This is a genomic window from Curvibacter sp. EU05-FHT14A10, from assembly GCF_058791075.1.
In genome coordinates this window covers 48,199-66,117 of record NZ_JBYTDE010000010.1, presented here as the reverse complement: position 1 = coordinate 66,117, position 17,919 = coordinate 48,199, and the positions used below count along the sequence as shown (strand labels likewise).

Here is a 17,919-nt window from a genome sequence, read left to right as displayed (position 1 = left end):
TCCTGCTTTCAGCATAGCAATTTCCGGGCCCAATCTGCACTTGTTTTGTGCACAGCGCTGATCCAAAACGAAAATTTTCCACATCAAGGTAACTGCGGCCACTGCCAGTAGCGGCGATCCAGCACCCGCTGGCAGGTCCAGCGATCCGGATGGCTGCTGGACCAATGCACGGCCCCACATTCAGGGGTGGCTGCCCAGGCGATGTTCAGCCCGGCATATCGGTCCACCACCCGCGTGGCCGGGTGACCGAAGCGATTGCGGTAACCGGCCTGGGCCACCGCCACCGAGGGCTGCACAGCCCGCAGGAACTCTTCACTGGAGGACGTGGTGCTGCCGTGGTGCGGTACCAACAGGAAATCGGCCTTCAAGGGTGCCCCGCGCGCCAGCAGGGCGCGCTCCTGATCCCGCTCGATGTCGCCGGTCAGCAAGGCGGTCTGGCCCTGCGCGTCCTGCACGCGCAGCACGCAACTCAGGGCATTGCTGCGCGCCCCCGGCACCACGTCTGCTGCAGCAGGGTGCAGCACTTCAAAGCCCACGCCATCCCATTGCCAGCGCTCACCGGCGACACAGGCTTGTGCCGGGCGCCCTGCCCAGGCGGCCAACCCGCTCCAGGTGGCCCGCAAGCGGGCTTCTGGGTAGGCCTGCAGCACCGCCGAAGCCCCACCGGTGTGATCGGTGTCGCGGTGGCTGAGCACCAAAGTGCTCAGGTCAGCGCCCTGCGCCCGCAACAGCGGCACCAGGACCCGCTCGCCCGCATCACTGTCGGGGGAGTACCGGGGCCCCGCGTCATACAGAAGGCTCCGAGTGGCCGTGCGCAACCACACGGCGGTGCCCTGCCCCACGTCAACGGCCAGCAGGTCAAAACGCCCCGGTGCTGGGACGCCCGGCTGCCACAGCAACACCGGCACCAGCAAGGGCAGCCCCAGACAGCGCCAGGCCGGAGGCCAGGGGCCGACACACAGGAGGCCACCCAACCCGCCCGCCAAGACCGCCCAAACCGGTGCCACAGCCGTCGACCAAGTGGCGCCCGGCCATTGCGCCATCCACTGCAAGGCCCACAGCAACAGTTGCAGCGCCTGCTGCGCCAGCCACCACAGGGGCGGCAGCAGGCAGCCCAGCAGGGCCAGCGGCGTGACCACCGCCGTCACCCACGGCACCGCCACCAGATTGGCCACCAAGCCGACCACCGACACCTGGCCAAACAGCAGGAGACTCAGCGGCGCCAGGGCCAGGCCCAGTACGCCCTGCTCGCGCAGCAGACCCAACAGGGGCCTCAGCGCCCTGAGAGACAGCGCCGTGGCCGCCACCTTCGACGAGGTGGGGCGCCCGACATCCGTGGCAAACAGGACACCTACTGCCACAAAGCTGAGCCAGAAGCCCGGCTGCAGGCAGGCCCACGGGTCCCACAGCAAGACACCCGCCACCATCACCGACCAAAGCGCGGGCCAGGGCCAGCGGCGCCCCCCCGACTGCAACGCACAGACCAGCGCCAGCATGCCCACGGTGCGCTGGGCCGGAATCCCCCACCCACAGAAGACCGAATAACACAGCGCCACCAGCAGGCCAGCCCAGCGCCCCAGCACCGGCGCCGGACACCACAGGCAGCCCCGCCCCCAGGCGCCAGGCCAACGCGCAGTCTGGCGCCAGAGCCAGGCCAGAACCCGCGCCGACAGCCAGGCCAGCAGGGTGATGTGCAAGCCCGAAATGCTCATCAAATGCGCCACGCCGGTCTGCCGGAACAGCAACCAATCCTCGCGGCGGATGGATCGCTGGTCCCCGGTGACCAGCGCCACCACCACCCCGGCGCCGGTTCCGGGGTCGGCCGCAGCGCCCAAGGTGCTCACGATGGCCTCACGCACTCGCAGCCGCAACCGTTCGACCGGGTAGGCCGCGGTCACGGCCAGCAGACGTGGCGCCTGCGCAGCCGTGCGGGCGCGCACCCAGCCCGAGGCCAGGATGCCTTGCTCCCACAGCCAGAGTTCATGATCAAAGCCCCCCGGGTTTCGCGCACCATGCACGCGCTTGAGCCGCACCGTGAAACGCCAGCGCTGGCCCGGCACCGGGGCCTCGGGCGCGGCGACGGCCAGGCCTGAGGCCGCATCGACACCGCCCATCAGCCCCTCGACCAGATCTTGCTCACCCTCCTCGTCCGCCCCCGGGGGACTGGCGGGGTGTTGCAGCGGGTTCCAACCCAACAACAGGTCGGGCGGCAACGCCACCGGTTGCCCCTGCAGTGCAGCGGATTCAACCCGCAGGACAAAGCGCCAACCCCAGGGCCCCGCCTGCGGCAGGCTGGCCACCTGTCCCACCAGCACCAGATCCCGCCCCTCCAGCTCAGGCGCCAGCGCCTGCTGCAGCAACTGAGCCGCCCGCAAGCCCGCGCCGCCCCAGGCCACGGCCCCCGCCAGGGCCGCCACCAGCGCCAGCCGGGCCGGGGACGCCACGGCGGCACGGCGTCGGCCCCAGGCCACGCCAAGCAAGCCGAGCAGCCCGAAGAACAGCACTGCAACATACACGCCAGAGGCTGACAGCCGGCCTTGCTGCACCTGCAGCAGGGTTCCGGCCAGGACCCCCAGCCCCAACACCCCCCAAGCCCGCCAGGGCAGACGCCAGCGCGCGCCGGCCTCGCGGCTCAGGTGCAACGACGCTGACTCACGCCGGGAAATCCAGTTCATCAAGCATCCTAGGGACGACCACCGGCAGCCCACCGGGGTCACAGGGGGGCCCCGTGCATTTGCGGCCCCCTCGGTGCGCTCAGTCGGGCCGCCGGTCCTGCCCTCACGGGAAACTGTGGTGACCGGAGTGCATCAAACTCAAAGAAGTGACCCGACACCGTCGAATTGACACACACAGTGGCGCGGCTCTTGCTAGGATGAGCTTGGAGCCTGTTCAATGTCTCCCTCGGTCCGTGCGAGACATTGAACAGGCTCTTAGAGGCTGCCAACCCGAGGCGGCCGTTTCCCGGCACTTTTGCCAGAGAGACAAGACGAATGTCGATCCACGCTGCACTGAACCACGTCACCCACTACCGCTATGACCGGCCCGTCAACCTGGGCCCCCAGGTGGTCCGCCTGCGCCCGGCACCGCACTGCCGCAGCAAGGTCATTTCCTACTCGCTGCGCATCGAACCCGAAAACCATTTCATCAACTGGCAGCAAGACCCGTTTGCCAATTACCAGGCCCGCCTGGTCTTTCCCAACCCCACCACCGAATTCAAGGTCACGGTCGATCTGGTGGTCGAGATGGCGGTGTACAACCCCTTCGACTTTTTTCTGGAGCCTGCGGCCGAGAACTTCCCGTTCCAGTATGAGGAGCTGGTCAAGCAGGAACTGGCGCCCTACCTCGCCACCGAGCCCCCGACACCGCTGCTGAAGAAATACCTGGCCGAAATCGACCGCAGCGAATGCCGGACCATCGACTTTCTGGTGCGCCTGAACCAGAAGCTGCAAAACGACATCCGCTACCTGATCCGCATGGAACCCGGTGTGCAAACGCCTGAGGAAACCCTCGGCAATGCCTCGGGCTCCTGCCGTGATTCAGGCTGGCTGCTGGTGCAATTGATGCGCCACTGCGGCCTGGCGGCCCGTTTTGTGTCGGGCTACCTGATCCAGCTCAAGCCTGACGTGAAGGCGCTCGACGGCCCCAGCGGCACCGAAGTCGACTTCACCGACCTGCACGCCTGGTGCGAGGTCTACCTGCCCGGCGCCGGCTGGATCGGCCTGGACCCCACCTCCGGTCTGCTGGCCGGCGAGGGCCACATTCCGCTGGCCTGCACGCCGCAGCCCTCGGGGGCCGCCCCCGTTGAAGGGGCGGTCGACAAGTGTGAAGTCGAGTTCAGCCACCACATGGAAGTCACGCGCATCTACGAATCGCCGCGTGTCACCATGCCCTACACCGACGAACAATGGGCCCGCGTGCTGGCCCTGGGCGAAGCGGTGGATGCCGAACTGGTGGCGGGCGATGTGCGCCTGACCCAGGGCGGCGAGCCCACCTATGTGGCCACCGACGACCGCGAAGGCGCCGAATGGAACACCGACGCCTTGGGCCCCACCAAGCGCGCCTACGCCACCGAGCTGGTGCACAGGCTGCGTGACGAATATGGCCAGGGCGGCTTCCTGCACTTTGGCCAGGGCAAGTGGTACCCGGGTGAGCAGTTGCCGCGCTGGGCCCTGTCGATCTGCTGGCGGGCAGATGGCCAGCCGGTCTGGAACAACCCGGCCCTGTTCGCCGACGAACGTGTCACGGCCCACTACACCGCCGCCGACGCCCAGCGCTTCACCAGCACCCTGGCCGGCAAGTTGGGCATGACCGACCAGTACATCGAAGCGGGCTACGAAGACACCTGGTACTACCTGTGGCGCGAGCGCCGCCTGCCCGTCAACGTCGACCCCTTCAACTCCAAGCTCGACGACGAGATGGAGCGCGTGCGCCTGCGCCGCGTGTTCGATCAGAAGCTTGACTCGGTGGTGGGCTATGTGCTGCCACTGGATGTGAACCCCGACGCCGACAACCCGGCCATGGTCGGCCCGCGCTGGCAGACCGGCCCGTGGTTCTTCCGCGACGAGCGCATGTACCTGATCCCGGGCGATTCGCCCATGGGCTACCGCCTGCCCCTGGACTCCCTGCCCTGGGTCAGCAGCGCCGAGTACCCCTACATGGTCGAGACCGACCCGATGGCCCCGCGCTCCACCCTGCCGGCGGCCCAGGCCCTGCACAGCCGCTACGCCAGCGGCAGCACCGACCTGCGCGGCGTGCCCTACATCGCGGGCACGGCCAGCCCGGGCGAAGCCCAGCGCCGCGTCCAGGGCCTCGGCACCGGCCCAGGGGGCCAGAACGGCCAGGGCGATGGCGACGCCGCCACCCAGCCCGGCCAACCCCAACCCGGCCGATGGGACTTGGCGCCCGCCCGTGGTACCTCGGCCCACTGGATCACCCGCACTGCCCTGTGTGTCGAGGCGCGCAACCCGGCGCGCGCCAACGGCCCCAAGGTCGAGGCGGCCAGCGTCAAATCGAGCCTTCTGTACATCTTCATGCCCCCGCTTTCGCGGCTGGAAGACTACCTGGACCTGCTGGCCGCCATCGAGGCCACAGCCGAAGAACTGGGCGTTCAGATCGTGCTGGAGGGCTACCCGCCACCACGCGACCCGCGCCTGAAGCTGCTGCAGGTCACCCCGGACCCGGGGGTCATCGAGGTGAACATCCACCCGGCGCACAACTGGAAACAATTGGTGCAGCACACCGAGTTCCTGTACCAGGCGGCCTTCGAGTCGCGCCTGACGGCCGAGAAGTTCATGACCGACGGTCGGCACACGGGCACCGGGGGCGGCAACCACTTTGTACTGGGCGGCGCCACGCCGGCCGACAGCCCCTTCCTGCGCAAGCCCGAGCTGCTGGCCAGCCTGATCCTTTACTGGCACAACCACCCCTCGCTGAGCTACCTGTTCTCGGGCATGTTCATCGGCCCGACCAGCCAGGCCCCGCGCGTGGACGAAGCCCGCAATGACCAGCTCTACGAACTCGAGATCGCGCTGCGCGAGATCGAGCGCAACCGCGAGCTGTACGGCCAGGACATGCCGCCCTGGCTGGTGGACCGCACCCTGCGCAACATCCTGGTCGACGTCACCGGCAACACCCACCGCAGCGAGTTCTGCATCGACAAGATGTACTCGCCCGACAGCAGCACCGGCCGGCTCGGCCTGCTGGAACTGCGGGCCTTCGAGATGCCGCCGCACGCCCGCATGAGCATTGCCCAGCAACTGCTGCTGCGCGCCCTGATCGCCCGCTTCTGGAAGCAGCCCTACAAGGCGCCCGTCACCCGCTGGGGCACCCAGTTGCACGACCGCTGGCTGCTGCCCACCTTCGTGCGGCAGGACTTCAACGACGTGATGGCCGAGATGCGCCAGGCGGGCTACGCCTTCGACGACGCCTGGTTTGCCCCGCATTTCGAGTTCCGCTTCCCGCTGGTCGGCAACGTGCAGTCCATGGGCATCGAGCTGACCCTGCGCAACGCGCTGGAACCCTGGCACGTGATGGGCGAGGAAGGCTCGGCCGGCGGCACGGTGCGCTACGTCGACTCGTCACTGGAACGCATCGAGGTGCATGTGAGCGGCTTCAACGATGCGCGGCACGTGATCACCGTCAATGGCCGACCGCTGCCGCTGCAGCCCACCGGCATCGAGGGCGAATTTGTCGCCAGCGTGCGTTACAAGGCCTGGAACCCACCTTCGGCCCTGCACCCCAGCATCGGCGTGCATGCGCCCCTGGTGTTCGACATTGTCGACAGCTGGATGAAACGCTCGGTTGGGGGCTGCCAGTACCACGTGGCCCACCCGGGCGGGCGCAATTACGTGACCTTCCCGGTCAACGCCTACGAGGCCGAAAGCCGCCGCCTGTCGCGCTTCTTCCGCATGGGCCACACCCCGGGCACCCTGCAGGTGCCCGAAGCCACCGTGGGCGTGCCGGGCAGCCGTGAGTTCCCCTTCACGCTCGACCTGCGGCGCTGAGCTGGCCTGGTGTTTCGTGAAATCGTCCTGCCTCAACAGCATGACGGTTTCATGACTTGCATCAGGTCAACAAGCCGCTCATGGGACAATGACGCCCGTGGAACCGACCTCCCCCCTCTCGTCCGAGCCCTCTGACACGCGCCCGCCCCAGCAGGCGCGTGATCTGGTGCTACCCGCCACCCAAGGGCATTACGACGAATTGCGCGGCGAAGAAGCCACGGCAGCCGAAACGGCCGACGGCGGCGCAGCCCCCGGCTTCACCGGCCCCTGGAGCGACTTCTTCAAGCACCTGGGCGGTGAAGGCCTGGCCGACCTGGACCACCGCGAGGCCAGCCTCAAGCGACAGATCCGGGACAACGGGGTCACCTACAACGTTTATGCCGACGCCTCGGGCCCCCAACGGCCCTGGTCACTGGACCTGTTTCCGCTGATCATCAGCCCCGAAAGCTGGCAACAGATCGAAGCCGGCGTGTTGCAACGCGTGCGCGTGCTTGATCGCGTGATGGCTGACGTCTACGGCCCGCAGCACCTGCTGTCCAGCGGCCTGCTGCCCGCCGCGCTGGTGCAAGGGCATCCGGGCTATCTGCGCGCCATGAAAGGCGTCAAACCCGTGGGGGGCAGCCACCTGCACATCGCCGCTTTTGACCTGGCCCGTGGCCCCGACGGCAACTGGTGGGTGGTGTCTCAGCGCACCCAGGCGCCTTCAGGTCTGGGCTACCTCCTGGAAAACCGGCTGGCCGTGTCGCGCCAGTTCCCCCAGGCCTTCGAGGCCATGCACGTGCAGCGCCTGGCGGCCACCTACCGCGCGCTGATCGAAGGCCTGAAGGCCATGAGCCCGGCCGGTGCCGACTCGCACATCGCCCTGCTGACCCCGGGCCCGTACAACGAAACCTATTTCGAGCACGCCTACCTGGCGCGCTACCTGGGCCTGACCCTGGTCGAAGGCAGCGACCTGACGGTGCGCGATCAGCGCCTTTACCTCAAGACCCTGCAGGGCCTCAAGCCCGTGCATGGCCTGCTCAAACGGCTGGACGACGAGTTCCTCGACCCGCTGGAACTGCGTCCCGACTCCACCCTGGGCGTTCCTGGCCTGTTGCAGGCGATCCGCGCCGGCCACGTGCTGGTGGCCAACACCCCGGGCTCGGCCTTCCTTGAATCCCCCGCCTTGCTGGGCTTTCTGCCCGCCCTGGCGCGGCATCTCCTCAACGAAGAACTGCAACTGCCCGCCCTGCCCACCTGGTGGTGCGGCGAGCGCGCAGCCCTCGAAGAGGTGCTGCCCCTGCTGAGTGAGTCGGTGATCAAGCCCACCTACCCGGCCAGCGCCGGCCGGCACTGGTTCGAATCGGTGTCGGGTCCCACACTGTCGCAGCGCCAGCTTGATGAATGGGCAGGCCGCATCCTGCGCCAGAGCGACGAGCACACGGTACAGCAGCGGCTGCCGCTGTCGCAGATGCCGGTGTGGCGCCAGGTCAAGGGCCAGGGCCGGCTGGCCCGCCGCTCGGTGATGCTGCGCGTCTTTGCGGTCGCCGATGGGCCGGGCTCCTGGCAGGTGTTGCCAGGCGGCATGGCCCGCATTGCCAGTGCCAATGCCGAGATTGCCTCGATGCAACGCGGCGGCAGCAGTGCCGACGTGTGGGTGCAGACCGAGGGGCGCGTGGACAGCACCAGCCTGCTCAACCCCCACCCTGGCGTGGCCGCCGTGGTGCAACGCAAGCGCCTGGTCACCAGCCGGGCGGCCGAGAACCTGTTCTGGCTGGGCCGTTACACCGAACGAACCGAGAACACCTTGCGCCTGGCCCGCCTCACGCTGGCCTGTCTGAACGGCGACGACCAATCCGCCCAACCCTTGCTGGCCTGGCTCAGCGACATGGCCGTGTTCGGTGGCCTGGTGCTGCCCAGTGTGCCGCCCGCCACCCAGGCCCGCCGCGTGTTCGAGCGCTCGCTGATCGATGGCCTGGACAAGACCAGCCATGCCAGCAGCGTGGGCTTCAACCTGCGCGCCTTGCGCCAGTCGGCCTCGGCCGTGCGCGAGCGGCTGTCGCAAGAACACTGGAACGTGATCATGCAGGCCGAAGACGAATTCTTCAGCCGATGCAAGGCGGCGGCATCCGCAGGCGCCATGGGATCGACGGATGCGCTTCAGACCCTGGAGATCACCAGCGGACACTTGGCGGCCATCACCGGGGGCCAGACCGACCGGATGACCCGCGATGACGGCTGGCGCCTGCTGTCCATCGGGCGCCACATCGAACGCCTGGCCTTCCTGGCGTCGGCGCTGTCGCTGGGCCTCAAGGCCGGCGCCCTGCACGACGATGCCGGCTTTGAGGCCACGCTGGCCCTGTTCGACAGCACCATCACCTTCCACGCCCAGTTCCAGCAAAGCCGCGAGTTGCCTGCCCTGCTCGACCTGCTGGTGATGGACCGCGACAACCCCCGCTCGCTGGCCTGGGTGGCCCAGACCCTGCGCGGACGTCTGGCCCGCCTGGCCGGCAGTGCGCCGGGCCAGTTGAGCACGCTGTCACTGCTGATCCCCAACCCCGACATCTGGAGCCTGGAACAGCTGTGCAGCGAAGAGCCTCACCCTGCGCCCAGTGAGACCCAGCCACCGCTGGCCGAGCTGCTGGCCCTGTGCACCAGTTCGGCCTACAACATCTCCGACGAGATCAGCGCCCAGTACTTCACCCACTCGGGCGAAGCACGGCAAAGCCTGGGAGCCTGAAGCCATGCGACTCGGCATCACCCACGAGACCCGCTACGACTACAGCCCCCAAGTGGAAACCGCTCAGCACATGGCGCATCTGAAGCCGCTGCAGACGGCCACCCAGACCCTGGTCAGCCATCGGCTGGCCATTGAGCCTGAAGCCGCGCAAACCAGCGAGACCCGTGATGTGTTCGGCAATGCGCGTGCCTTTTTCTCGTTGCAGACGGCCCATGCCGAACTGTGCGTGCTCGCCCACAGCGTGGTCGAGACCCGCGAGCCGCCACAGCCGCCCCTGGGGCCGGACGGCAGCCTGCCCTGGGAACAGGTGCGCGAACGCTTCCGCTACCGTGCCGGTGGCCGCTACGACCCAGCCGCCGAATTCGTGTTTCCATCGGTCTATGTGCCGCGGCACGACGATTTTCTGACCTACGCCCGCCCCAGCTTCGGAGCCGGCGTCAGTGTGCTCGATGGGGCTCAATCGCTGATGCAGCGCATCTTTGAAGACTTCACCTACGCCTCCAACAGCACCGAGATCAACACGCCGGCCGTCGAGGCCCTGGCCCAGCGCAAGGGCGTGTGCCAGGATTTCGCGCACATCATGATCGCCTGCCTGCGCGGCCTGGGCCTGCCGGCCCGCTATGTGAGCGGCTATCTGCTGACCACCCCGCCGCCGGGCCAGCCGCGCCTGGTGGGCAGCGACGCCTCCCATGCCTGGGTGGCGGTGTACTCACCCGGCGAGGATGGTGGGCTCGGCCAATGGTTCGATTTCGACCCCACCAACAACCGTTCTCCGGGCGAAGACTACGTGACCCTGGCCATCGGCCGCGACTACGCCGACGTGTCGCCCATGCGCGGGGTGATCCATGGCGGGGCCAACCACCGTTTGAACGTGGCCGTGACCGTGGAGCCCTTGGAGGGTGCTTTCGATCTCGCATGAACTCGCGACAAATCGTCTGCACGTTCTTAGAAATTCAATCACTTCTTTTCAAGCCCCAGAAGGCCGGCTCACGGCACGGCTGCGGCGGCAAGGCGGCACAATGCGTCTTTCGGCTTCGGCCGGCCCGCCCAACCCTTTTCAGGACGCCTTTCCATGAGCATTTACGACAAGCTGCAAGCGCTGAACATCCAACTGCCGCCCGTGGCCGCCCCGGCTGCGGCCTATGTGCCCTTTGCCCAGACCGGCAATCTGGTCTTCCTCTCGGGCCACATCGCCAAGAAGGACGGCAAGCCCTGGGTCGGACAGTTCGGCCGCAACATGGCCACCGAAGAAGGCAAGGCCGCCGCCCGTGCCGTGGCCATCGACCTGATGGGCACCCTGCACGCCGCCGTGGGTGACCTGAACAAGGTCAAGCGCATCGTCAAGGTGATGAGCCTGGTCAACTCCAGCCCCGATTTCACCGAGCAGCACCTGGTCACCAATGGCGCCAGCGAGCTGCTGGGTGAAGTGTTCGGCAGCGAGCGCGGCGCCCACGCCCGCAGCGCCTTTGGCGTGGCCCAGATCCCGATGGGTGCCTGCGTCGAGATCGAACTGATTGCCGAGATCGAGTAAGCGCAAACTCTGGTGCCCCATACAAAAAGCCCGGCATCGCCGGGCTTTTTGTCTTGCACTTTCAAGCAGGGAGCCGGTGACCGCGACAGTCGCTCAAAAGCTTTCCCAATCATCCTGAGCACCGGCGGCCGGAGCCGAGGCAATGCGGGGCGCCGCGGGCGCCGGGGCCTTTGCGGTCTTGACCGCCGACAAGACCGGCGCCGGGGTCGATCGGGCCACGGGCTTGGCGGGCTGAGGCAGGGGCGCCCTGGCTGGCGCGCTTCGCATCGGCGCCAGGCTGGCACCACCGTGTCCAGCCATCTTGAAGGTGCCCACCACCTGGGCCAGTTGCTCGGCCTGCTCACGCAGGCTTTGCGCGGCGGCCGCACTTTGCTCCACCAGGGCGGCATTCTGCTGGGTCATCTGGTCCAGGCTGGCCACCGCCTGGTTCACATGGGCGATGCCGCCGCTTTGCTCGTTGGCCGCGGCCGTGATCTCACCGATCATGTCGGTGACGCGTCGCACCGAGCTCACGATGTCGCCCATGGTCTGCCCCGCATCGGTGACCAGCCGGGTACCGTTTTCGACCCGTTCGACCGAGGCACTGATCAGGGTTTTGATCTCACGCGCGGCTTCGGCACTGCGCTGGGCCAGGCTGCGCACCTCGCCAGCCACCACGGCAAAGCCACGACCCTGCTCCCCGGCACGGGCCGCCTCAACAGCCGCGTTGAGGGCCAGGATATTGGTCTGGAAGGCAATCCCGTCAATCACACCGATGATGTCGGCGATGCGTTTGCTGCTGGTCTGGATCTCATCCATGGTGGAGACCACCTGCTGCACCACGGCACCGCCTTTTTCGGCCACCAGCGAAGCGCTGGCCGCCAGGCTGCTGGCCTGCTGTGCGGATTGGGCGCTGTGCTGCACGGTGTTGGTCAGGTTGTCGAGTGCCGACGCACTTTGCTGCAGATTGCTCGAGGTCTGTTCGGTGCGCACCGACAGATCGTTGTTGCCGGCGGCAATCTCGCTGCTGGCCAGGGCAATGCTGTCGGTGCTCTGGCGCACCCGTGCCACGGTCTGGGCCAGCGATTGGCTCATGGCCACCAGCGAACGCAACAGTTCGCCAAACTCGTCCTGCCGATCGGACTCCAGCGTGGTGCTCAAGTCGCCTTCGGCAATGCGTGCAGCGAGGCGGTTGGCCTGGCTCAAGGGCTTCACGATGCTTCGGATCAAGCCGTAGGCGCCCCACAGAATGGAGATCACGATGAGGGCAATGCACACCGCAGCCACCTTCACGGTCAGCAGGCGGGACTCGGCGATCTTCTGCTGGCTTTCCTGGGCGTGCTGGTGCTGTAGCGTGACAAAACCGTTGAGGTCTTCGAGGTAGGTGGCCAGGGCCGCCTTGAAGCGTCCGTTGGCCAGCTCCGCCACCTCATTGGCCTGCCCTGCAGCCCGCAACTGCCGCCCCTGCTCACGCAAGCCGAGCATCACCTTGCGACTGGCCGCGATCTTGGCCAGTTGCGCCTTGTCCGAGGACTCGTCGGCCACGGCTTCAATGGCCTTTTGCAACTCGCCGATCTGGGCCGTCGTGTTGGCAATGGCCTCTTTCAAAGCCCCGGCCAGCGCCGGGTCCGAACTCAACAGCACCGAATAGGTGCGCGCCGAATTGGCCTGGGTCAGGCCGGCCCAGCGCGTGGCCTTGTCGATGCGCGCCGCATAGGCGGCTGACTGGCGATCGCTTTCAGCCTGGACTGCCGCTGAGCGGTACGCCGCAAAGCCGATCACGCCCAGCAAGGCACCAATGATCAAGGCCACCGCAAGCCACAACTTGGTGGCCATCTTCAAATTGGCAATTTTCATGTTCTGCTCCTCAGAGTCCGACGCGCCGACCTTCTGGTGAGCATAGACCCAAGCAACAGACGGATGGCCATGCCAAGGTGAAGATCGGGGTTTACACCTTGTTAACAGCAGTCATTGTAATCATATTTATCGAAATTTATTGATAAATAACAATTTCATTCGATTCTGGTGATCACTTCAGGCTTGAAACCCAGGTCGGCCGCTTTGCCTTTTCGACCTCGCAAGGCCCGCGCGTTGTTGAGCGAGCGGATCTCCAGGGTTTCCTCCCGGGCCTTGCCGCCGCGGCCCGTGCCAGCGATGCGGATGCTGCGGGTGTAGGCCGCGGCACCGGCCAGGGTGTCCTTGGGTTCCAGATCGATCAGCATCAAGCCACGGCCCCCCTTTTCCATGTTCTTGAGTTCGGCCATCTCGAAGCTCAGGATGCGCCCCCCGGTCGAGGCGCACACCACATGGGTGGCGGGGGCCAGCGGCTGGGCGCCGCTGCTGTGGGCCACATGGGAGGGCTTGCACACCGTCTCACCCTCGCCCAGCGTGACAAAGGCCTTGCCACTCTTGTTGCGCGAGACCAGGTTCTCCAGCGTGGCCAGGAAGCCATAACCACCCGAGCTGCTGAGCAGCACCGTGGCCTGGGCCGGCCCGGCGAAATAATGGGCCGGCTGGGTTCCGGCTTCGAGTTCGATCAGGGTGGTGACGGGCTGGCCATCGCCCCGCGCGCCCGGCAAGGTGGACACCGGGACCGAGTACACACGCCCATTGCTGCCCAAGACCACCAGCAGATCGACCGTGCGGCACTCGAAGGTGCCGTACAAGCCGTCACCGGCCTTGAAGGCAAAGCTGCCAGGCTCATGCCCGTGGCCATTGCGGGCCCGCACCCAGCCCTTTTCAGACACCACCACGGTGACCGGCTCGTCGATCACCTTGACTTCGGCCACGGCACGCTTTTCGGCCTGGATCAGGGTGCGACGCGGGTCGGCAAACTGCTTGGCATCGGCCTCGATCTCCTTGATCATCAAGCGCTTGAGCGAGCCGGGGTTGGCCAGGATGTCTTCCAGTTTTTGCTGCTCGCCGCGCAACTCCGACAGCTCCTGCTCAATCTTGATGCCCTCCAGTCGAGCCAGTTGGCGCAAGCGGATTTCAAGAATGTCTTCGGCCTGTCGGTCGGACAGATTGAAGCGGGCGATCAACGCGGCCTTGGGCTCATCGCTGTGCCGGATGATGGCAATGACCTCATCGATGTTGAGCAGCACGATCTGCCGCCCCTCCAGGATGTGGATGCGGTCCAGCACCTTGTCGAGGCGATGCTGCGAACGACGCTTGATGGTGCCCTGGCGGAACTCGATCCACTCCTCGAACATCTGGCGCAGCGATTTCTGCACCGGACGGCCATCGAGGCCGATCATGGTCAGGTTGATCGGCGCAGTGGTCTCCAGGCTGGTGTGGGCCAGCAGGCTGGTGATCAGTTCGGGCTGGCTGATCTTGCTGGTCTTGGGCTCGAACACCAGGCGCACCGGCGCGTCCTTGCTGGATTCGTCGCGCACCGCGTCCAACACGGCCAGCACCGTGGCCTTGAGCTGGGTCTGCTCCTGGGTGAGGGCCTTCTTGCCAGCCTTGACCTTGGGGTTGGTCAGCTCTTCGATTTCTTCGAGCACGCGCTGGCTGCTGACACCGGGGGGCAGCTCGTTCACCACCAGTTGCCATTGGCCGCGCGCCAGCTCTTCGATCTTCCAGCGCGCGCGCACCTTGAGCGAACCGCGCCCGCCGCGGTAGGCGTCGGCAATGTCCGTGCTGCTGCTGATGATCTGGCCGCCGCCCGGGTAGTCGGGGCCTGGCACCAGGGTGAACAGCTCGGCTTCGCTCAGCTGGGGGTTGCGGATCAGGGCCACGCAGGCGTCGGCCACTTCGCGCAGGTTGTGGCTGGGGATCTCGGTGGCCAGGCCGACGGCAATGCCGCTGGCACCATTGAGCAGAGCAAACGGCAGACGCGCCGGCAGGTGGGTGGGCTCCTGGGTCGACCCATCGTAGTTGGGGACGAAATCCACCGTGCCTTCGTCGATCTCATCGAGCAGCAGGCTGGTGATCTTGGACAGGCGCGCCTCGGTGTAACGCATGGCGGCGGCACCATCGCCGTCGCGGCTGCCGAAGTTGCCCTGCCCGTCGATCAAGGGGTAGCGCTGGTTGAAATCCTGCGCCATGCGCACCAGGGCGTCGTAGGCGGCCTGGTCGCCGTGGGGGTGGAAGCGGCCCAGCACATCGCCGACCACGCGAGCGCACTTGACCGGCTTGGCCGCCGTGTTGCCGCTGAAGCCCAGGCCCATGCGGTCCATGGAATACAGAATGCGGCGCTGCACGGGCTTTTGCCCATCGCACACATCGGGCAGGGCGCGGCCTTTGACCACACTGAGGGCGTACTCCAGGTAGGCGCGCTGGGCGTAGTTGGCCAAGCTCAGGCCGTCATCGCTTTCGCCGGTGGATAAATCTAGGGTCGGTTGATCACTCATGGGGTCTCGATGGCAGACGGTTGCGAGGGCGCGAACGACAACTCGTTCAGGCCCGGGGAAAGGCGGGGTTCGATCATGTTGGCGCGGCCGATGGCGCCGCCGGGCACCGGCAGCCACTCCAGGCGAGGCCGGGCCTGGCTGCGGCGTTGCTCTGCCACCTGAGGCGGCGGCTTGAGCAGCGCATACAACTGGGTCACGGTGCGCACGTAGTTCTGGGTTTCACGGATGTTGGGCACCTGCTGGCCGGCGCGCTGCACCGCGCTGACGCCTGCGTTGTAGGCGGCCAGGGCCAGGTCGAGCCGGTTGTCGAACAGGTCCAGCAGATGACGCAGGTAGCGGGTGCCGGCCTGCAGGTTGATGCGTGGGTCGGTCAGTCGCTTCTCGATCGGTTGGCGAGGGTCACCCACCACACCGTATTGCTCGGCGGTCGGAGGCATCACCTGCATCAGGCCCACAGCCCCGCGCGGCGACACCACATTGGCGTCAAAGCCCGACTCGGTGGCGATCAAGGCCTGCAGCAACTCGAAATCGACCCGGTGCAACTGGGCCGCCTCGCGCATTTGCAGCTTGACGCGCTTGTAGCCGGGCGACACCTCGAAAAAAGCCAGCAGGCGGGGCTGCAGCGTGGGCACGGCCACCGCGCGCGGCGTGTCGGCCCGGGCCGGCTCGCCCTCCTGGGCGGCATTGCCGCGGTAGAACAGCGCGTAGCGATCATCCAGGCGCTCGGCCGCAAAATGGGGCGTGCCGTGGGGGTCCACATAGCCCCACACCTCGGCGCGGGCGGGCGCCAGCCAGGAGGCGGCCAGCCCCCCAACGATCAGCAGCAGCCGGGCCAGACGGCGCGGCTCAGATGTCGATCTCGACCGCATCGCCATGCAGTTCCATGAGCTCGCGACGCGCCGCGGCCTCGCCCTTGCCCATGAGCTTGGTGATCAGGCCCTCGGTGTCGGCAAAGCTCTGGTCGCCCAACTGCACCGGCAGCAGGCGGCGCGTGTCGGGGTTGAGCGTGGTGTCCCACAACTGCTCGGCGTTCATCTCGCCCAGGCCCTTGAAGCGGCTGATGGTCCAGCTGCCCTCACGCACGCCTTCCTTGCGCAGCTTGTCCAGAATCGAGGCCAGCTCGCCCTCGTCCAGCGCATACACCTTGGAGGCCGGCTTTTTGCCACGCGCCGGGGCATCGACCCGGAACAGCGGCGGGCGCGCCACATACACGTGGCCGGCGTCGATGAGCTTGGGGAAATGGCGAAAGAACAGCGTCAGCAGCAGCACCTGGATGTGCGAGCCGTCCACGTCGGCGTCCGACAGGATGCACACCTTGCCGTAGCGCAGGCCCGACAGATCGGGGCTGTCGTTGGGCCCGTGCGGGTCGACCCCGATGGCCACCGCGATGTCGTGGATTTCGGTGTTGGCAAACAGGCGATCGCGCTCGACCTCCCAGGTGTTGAGCACCTTGCCACGCAAGGGCAGGATGGCCTGGCATTCCTTGTCACGGCCCATCTTGGCGCTGCCGCCGGCCGAGTCGCCCTCGACCAGAAACACCTCGTTGTGACCAAGGTCGCGGCTCTCGCAGTCGGTCAGCTTGCCGGGCAGCACCGCCACGCCCGAGCCCTTGCGCTTTTCAACCTTCTGACCGGCACGCTGACGGGTCTGGGCCGCCTTGATGGCCAGTTCGGCCAGCTTCTTGCCGTATTCGACGTGCTGGTTCAGCCACAGCTCCAGCGCGGGGCGCACAAAGCTCGACACCAGGCGCACGGCATCGCGCGAGTTCAGGCGCTCCTTGATCTGGCCCTGGAACTGCGGGTCCAGCACCTTGGCACTGAGCACATAGCTGGCCCGCGCAAACACGTCTTCGGGCAGCAGCTTGACGCCCTTGGGCAGCAGCGAATGCAGTTCGATGAAGCTTTTGACGGCATTGAACAGGCCATCGCGCAGGCCGCTGTCGTGGGTGCCGCCGTTGCTGGTGGGGATCAGGTTGACGTAGCTCTCGCGCACCGGCTGGCCTTCTTCGGTGAAGGCCACGGCCCAGGCCGCGCCCTCGCCATCGGCAAAGCTGTCGTTGCTGCCATCGGCAAAGCCCTCGCCTTCAAACAAGGGGATCACCGGATCGGTGTTCAGCGTCTGCATCAGGTAGTCGCGCAGGCCGCCCTTGTAGAGCCAGTTCTGGCTTTCCTTGGTCTTTTCATTCACCAGCGTGACGGACACGCCGGGCATCAGCACAGCCTTGCTGCGCAGCAGGTGCGTCAACTCGCCCATCGGCAGGTTGGGCGATTCGAAGTACTTGGCATCGGGCCAGACCCGCACCGTGGTGCCTTGCTTGCGGTCACCTTCAGCAGCACCGCCGCCCGCGCGGGTGACCAGGGGCTCGATCACATCGCCGGCCGCAAATACCAGCTTGGCCACCTTGCCTTCACGGTATGAGGTGGCCTCCAGACGCACTGCCAGGGCATTGGTGACGCTCACCCCCACGCCGTGCAGGCCGCCAGAGAAGCTGTAGGCCCCTCCCTTGCCCTTGTCGAACTTGCCGCCCGCATGCAGGCGGGTGAAGACCAGTTCAATGACAGGGGCGTTTTCCTCGGGGTGCAGGCCGAAAGGAATGCCGCGGCCATCGTCTTCCACACTGACCGAGCCATCGGCATGCAGCGTGACCTTGATCTTCTTGCCATACCCTGCCAGGGCCTCGTCGGCGGCGTTGTCCAACACCTCCTGGATGATGTGCAAGGGGTTGTCGGTGCGGGTGTACATGCCCGGCCGCTGCTTGACGGGTTCAAGCCCCTTCAGGACGCGGATTGAGCCTTCGGAATATTCGGTCGTAGGTTTGACTGCCATGGCGCG

General features: G+C 66.7%; 9 protein-coding genes. 4 read left to right on the top strand and 5 right to left on the bottom strand.

From position 1 onward, the window contains the following. Window positions 1-83 precede the first annotated feature (83 nt). The gene (locus tag AC3WUT_RS19250; protein WP_492348699.1) at window positions 84-2,675 is read right to left on the bottom strand and encodes a DNA internalization-related competence protein ComEC/Rec2; all 2,592 of its coding nucleotides are present in this window, start codon (window positions 2,673-2,675) and stop codon (window positions 84-86) included. Window positions 2,676-2,990: 315 nt separating this feature from the next. Between AC3WUT_RS19250 and AC3WUT_RS19245 the strand changes: the two genes are divergently transcribed. The 4 genes from AC3WUT_RS19245 (at window position 2,991) to AC3WUT_RS19230 (ending at window position 10,753) form a co-directional block, all read left to right on the top strand. Then, window positions 2,991-6,503, top strand: a complete 3,513-nt coding sequence (locus tag AC3WUT_RS19245) for a transglutaminase family protein (RefSeq protein WP_492348698.1) — start codon at window positions 2,991-2,993, stop codon at window positions 6,501-6,503. A gap of 88 nt (window positions 6,504-6,591) precedes the next feature. Continuing rightward, window positions 6,592-9,222 (top strand): circularly permuted type 2 ATP-grasp protein, encoded by a 2,631-nt coding sequence (locus tag AC3WUT_RS19240; protein WP_492348697.1) that lies wholly within the window; start codon window positions 6,592-6,594, stop codon window positions 9,220-9,222. Window positions 9,223-9,226: 4 nt separating this feature from the next. Then, window positions 9,227-10,141 (top strand): transglutaminase family protein, encoded by a 915-nt coding sequence (locus AC3WUT_RS19235; RefSeq protein ID WP_492348696.1) that lies wholly within the window; start codon window positions 9,227-9,229, stop codon window positions 10,139-10,141. A gap of 153 nt (window positions 10,142-10,294) precedes the next feature. After that, window positions 10,295-10,753, top strand: coding sequence for a RidA family protein (locus tag AC3WUT_RS19230; protein ID WP_492348695.1), 459 nt, complete (start codon window positions 10,295-10,297; stop codon window positions 10,751-10,753). A 93-nt stretch (window positions 10,754-10,846) separates the two neighbouring features. On the opposite strand, the gene AC3WUT_RS19225 is transcribed toward AC3WUT_RS19230, so the two are convergent. The 4 genes from AC3WUT_RS19225 to AC3WUT_RS19210 all read right to left on the bottom strand — a co-directional run bounded on the left by AC3WUT_RS19225 (window position 10,847) and on the right by AC3WUT_RS19210 (window position 17,913). Next, window positions 10,847-12,589 (bottom strand): methyl-accepting chemotaxis protein, encoded by a 1,743-nt coding sequence (locus AC3WUT_RS19225; RefSeq protein ID WP_492348694.1) that lies wholly within the window; start codon window positions 12,587-12,589, stop codon window positions 10,847-10,849. 155 nt (window positions 12,590-12,744) lie between these two features. Next, on the bottom strand, window positions 12,745-15,087 hold the full coding sequence (parC, locus tag AC3WUT_RS19220; protein WP_492348693.1) for a DNA topoisomerase IV subunit A: 2,343 nt from the start codon (window positions 15,085-15,087) through the stop codon (window positions 12,745-12,747). Then, window positions 15,084-15,956, bottom strand: coding sequence for a lytic transglycosylase domain-containing protein (locus AC3WUT_RS19215; protein ID WP_492348692.1), 873 nt, complete (start codon window positions 15,954-15,956; stop codon window positions 15,084-15,086). The genes parC and AC3WUT_RS19215 overlap by 4 nt, the downstream gene beginning before the upstream one ends. Then, a complete protein-coding gene (locus tag AC3WUT_RS19210; RefSeq protein ID WP_492348691.1) occupies window positions 15,934-17,913 on the bottom strand; it encodes a DNA topoisomerase IV subunit B in 1,980 nt (659 codons plus the stop codon). Before AC3WUT_RS19210 ends, AC3WUT_RS19215 begins: the two co-directional genes overlap by 23 nt. Window positions 17,914-17,919 lie beyond the last annotated feature (6 nt).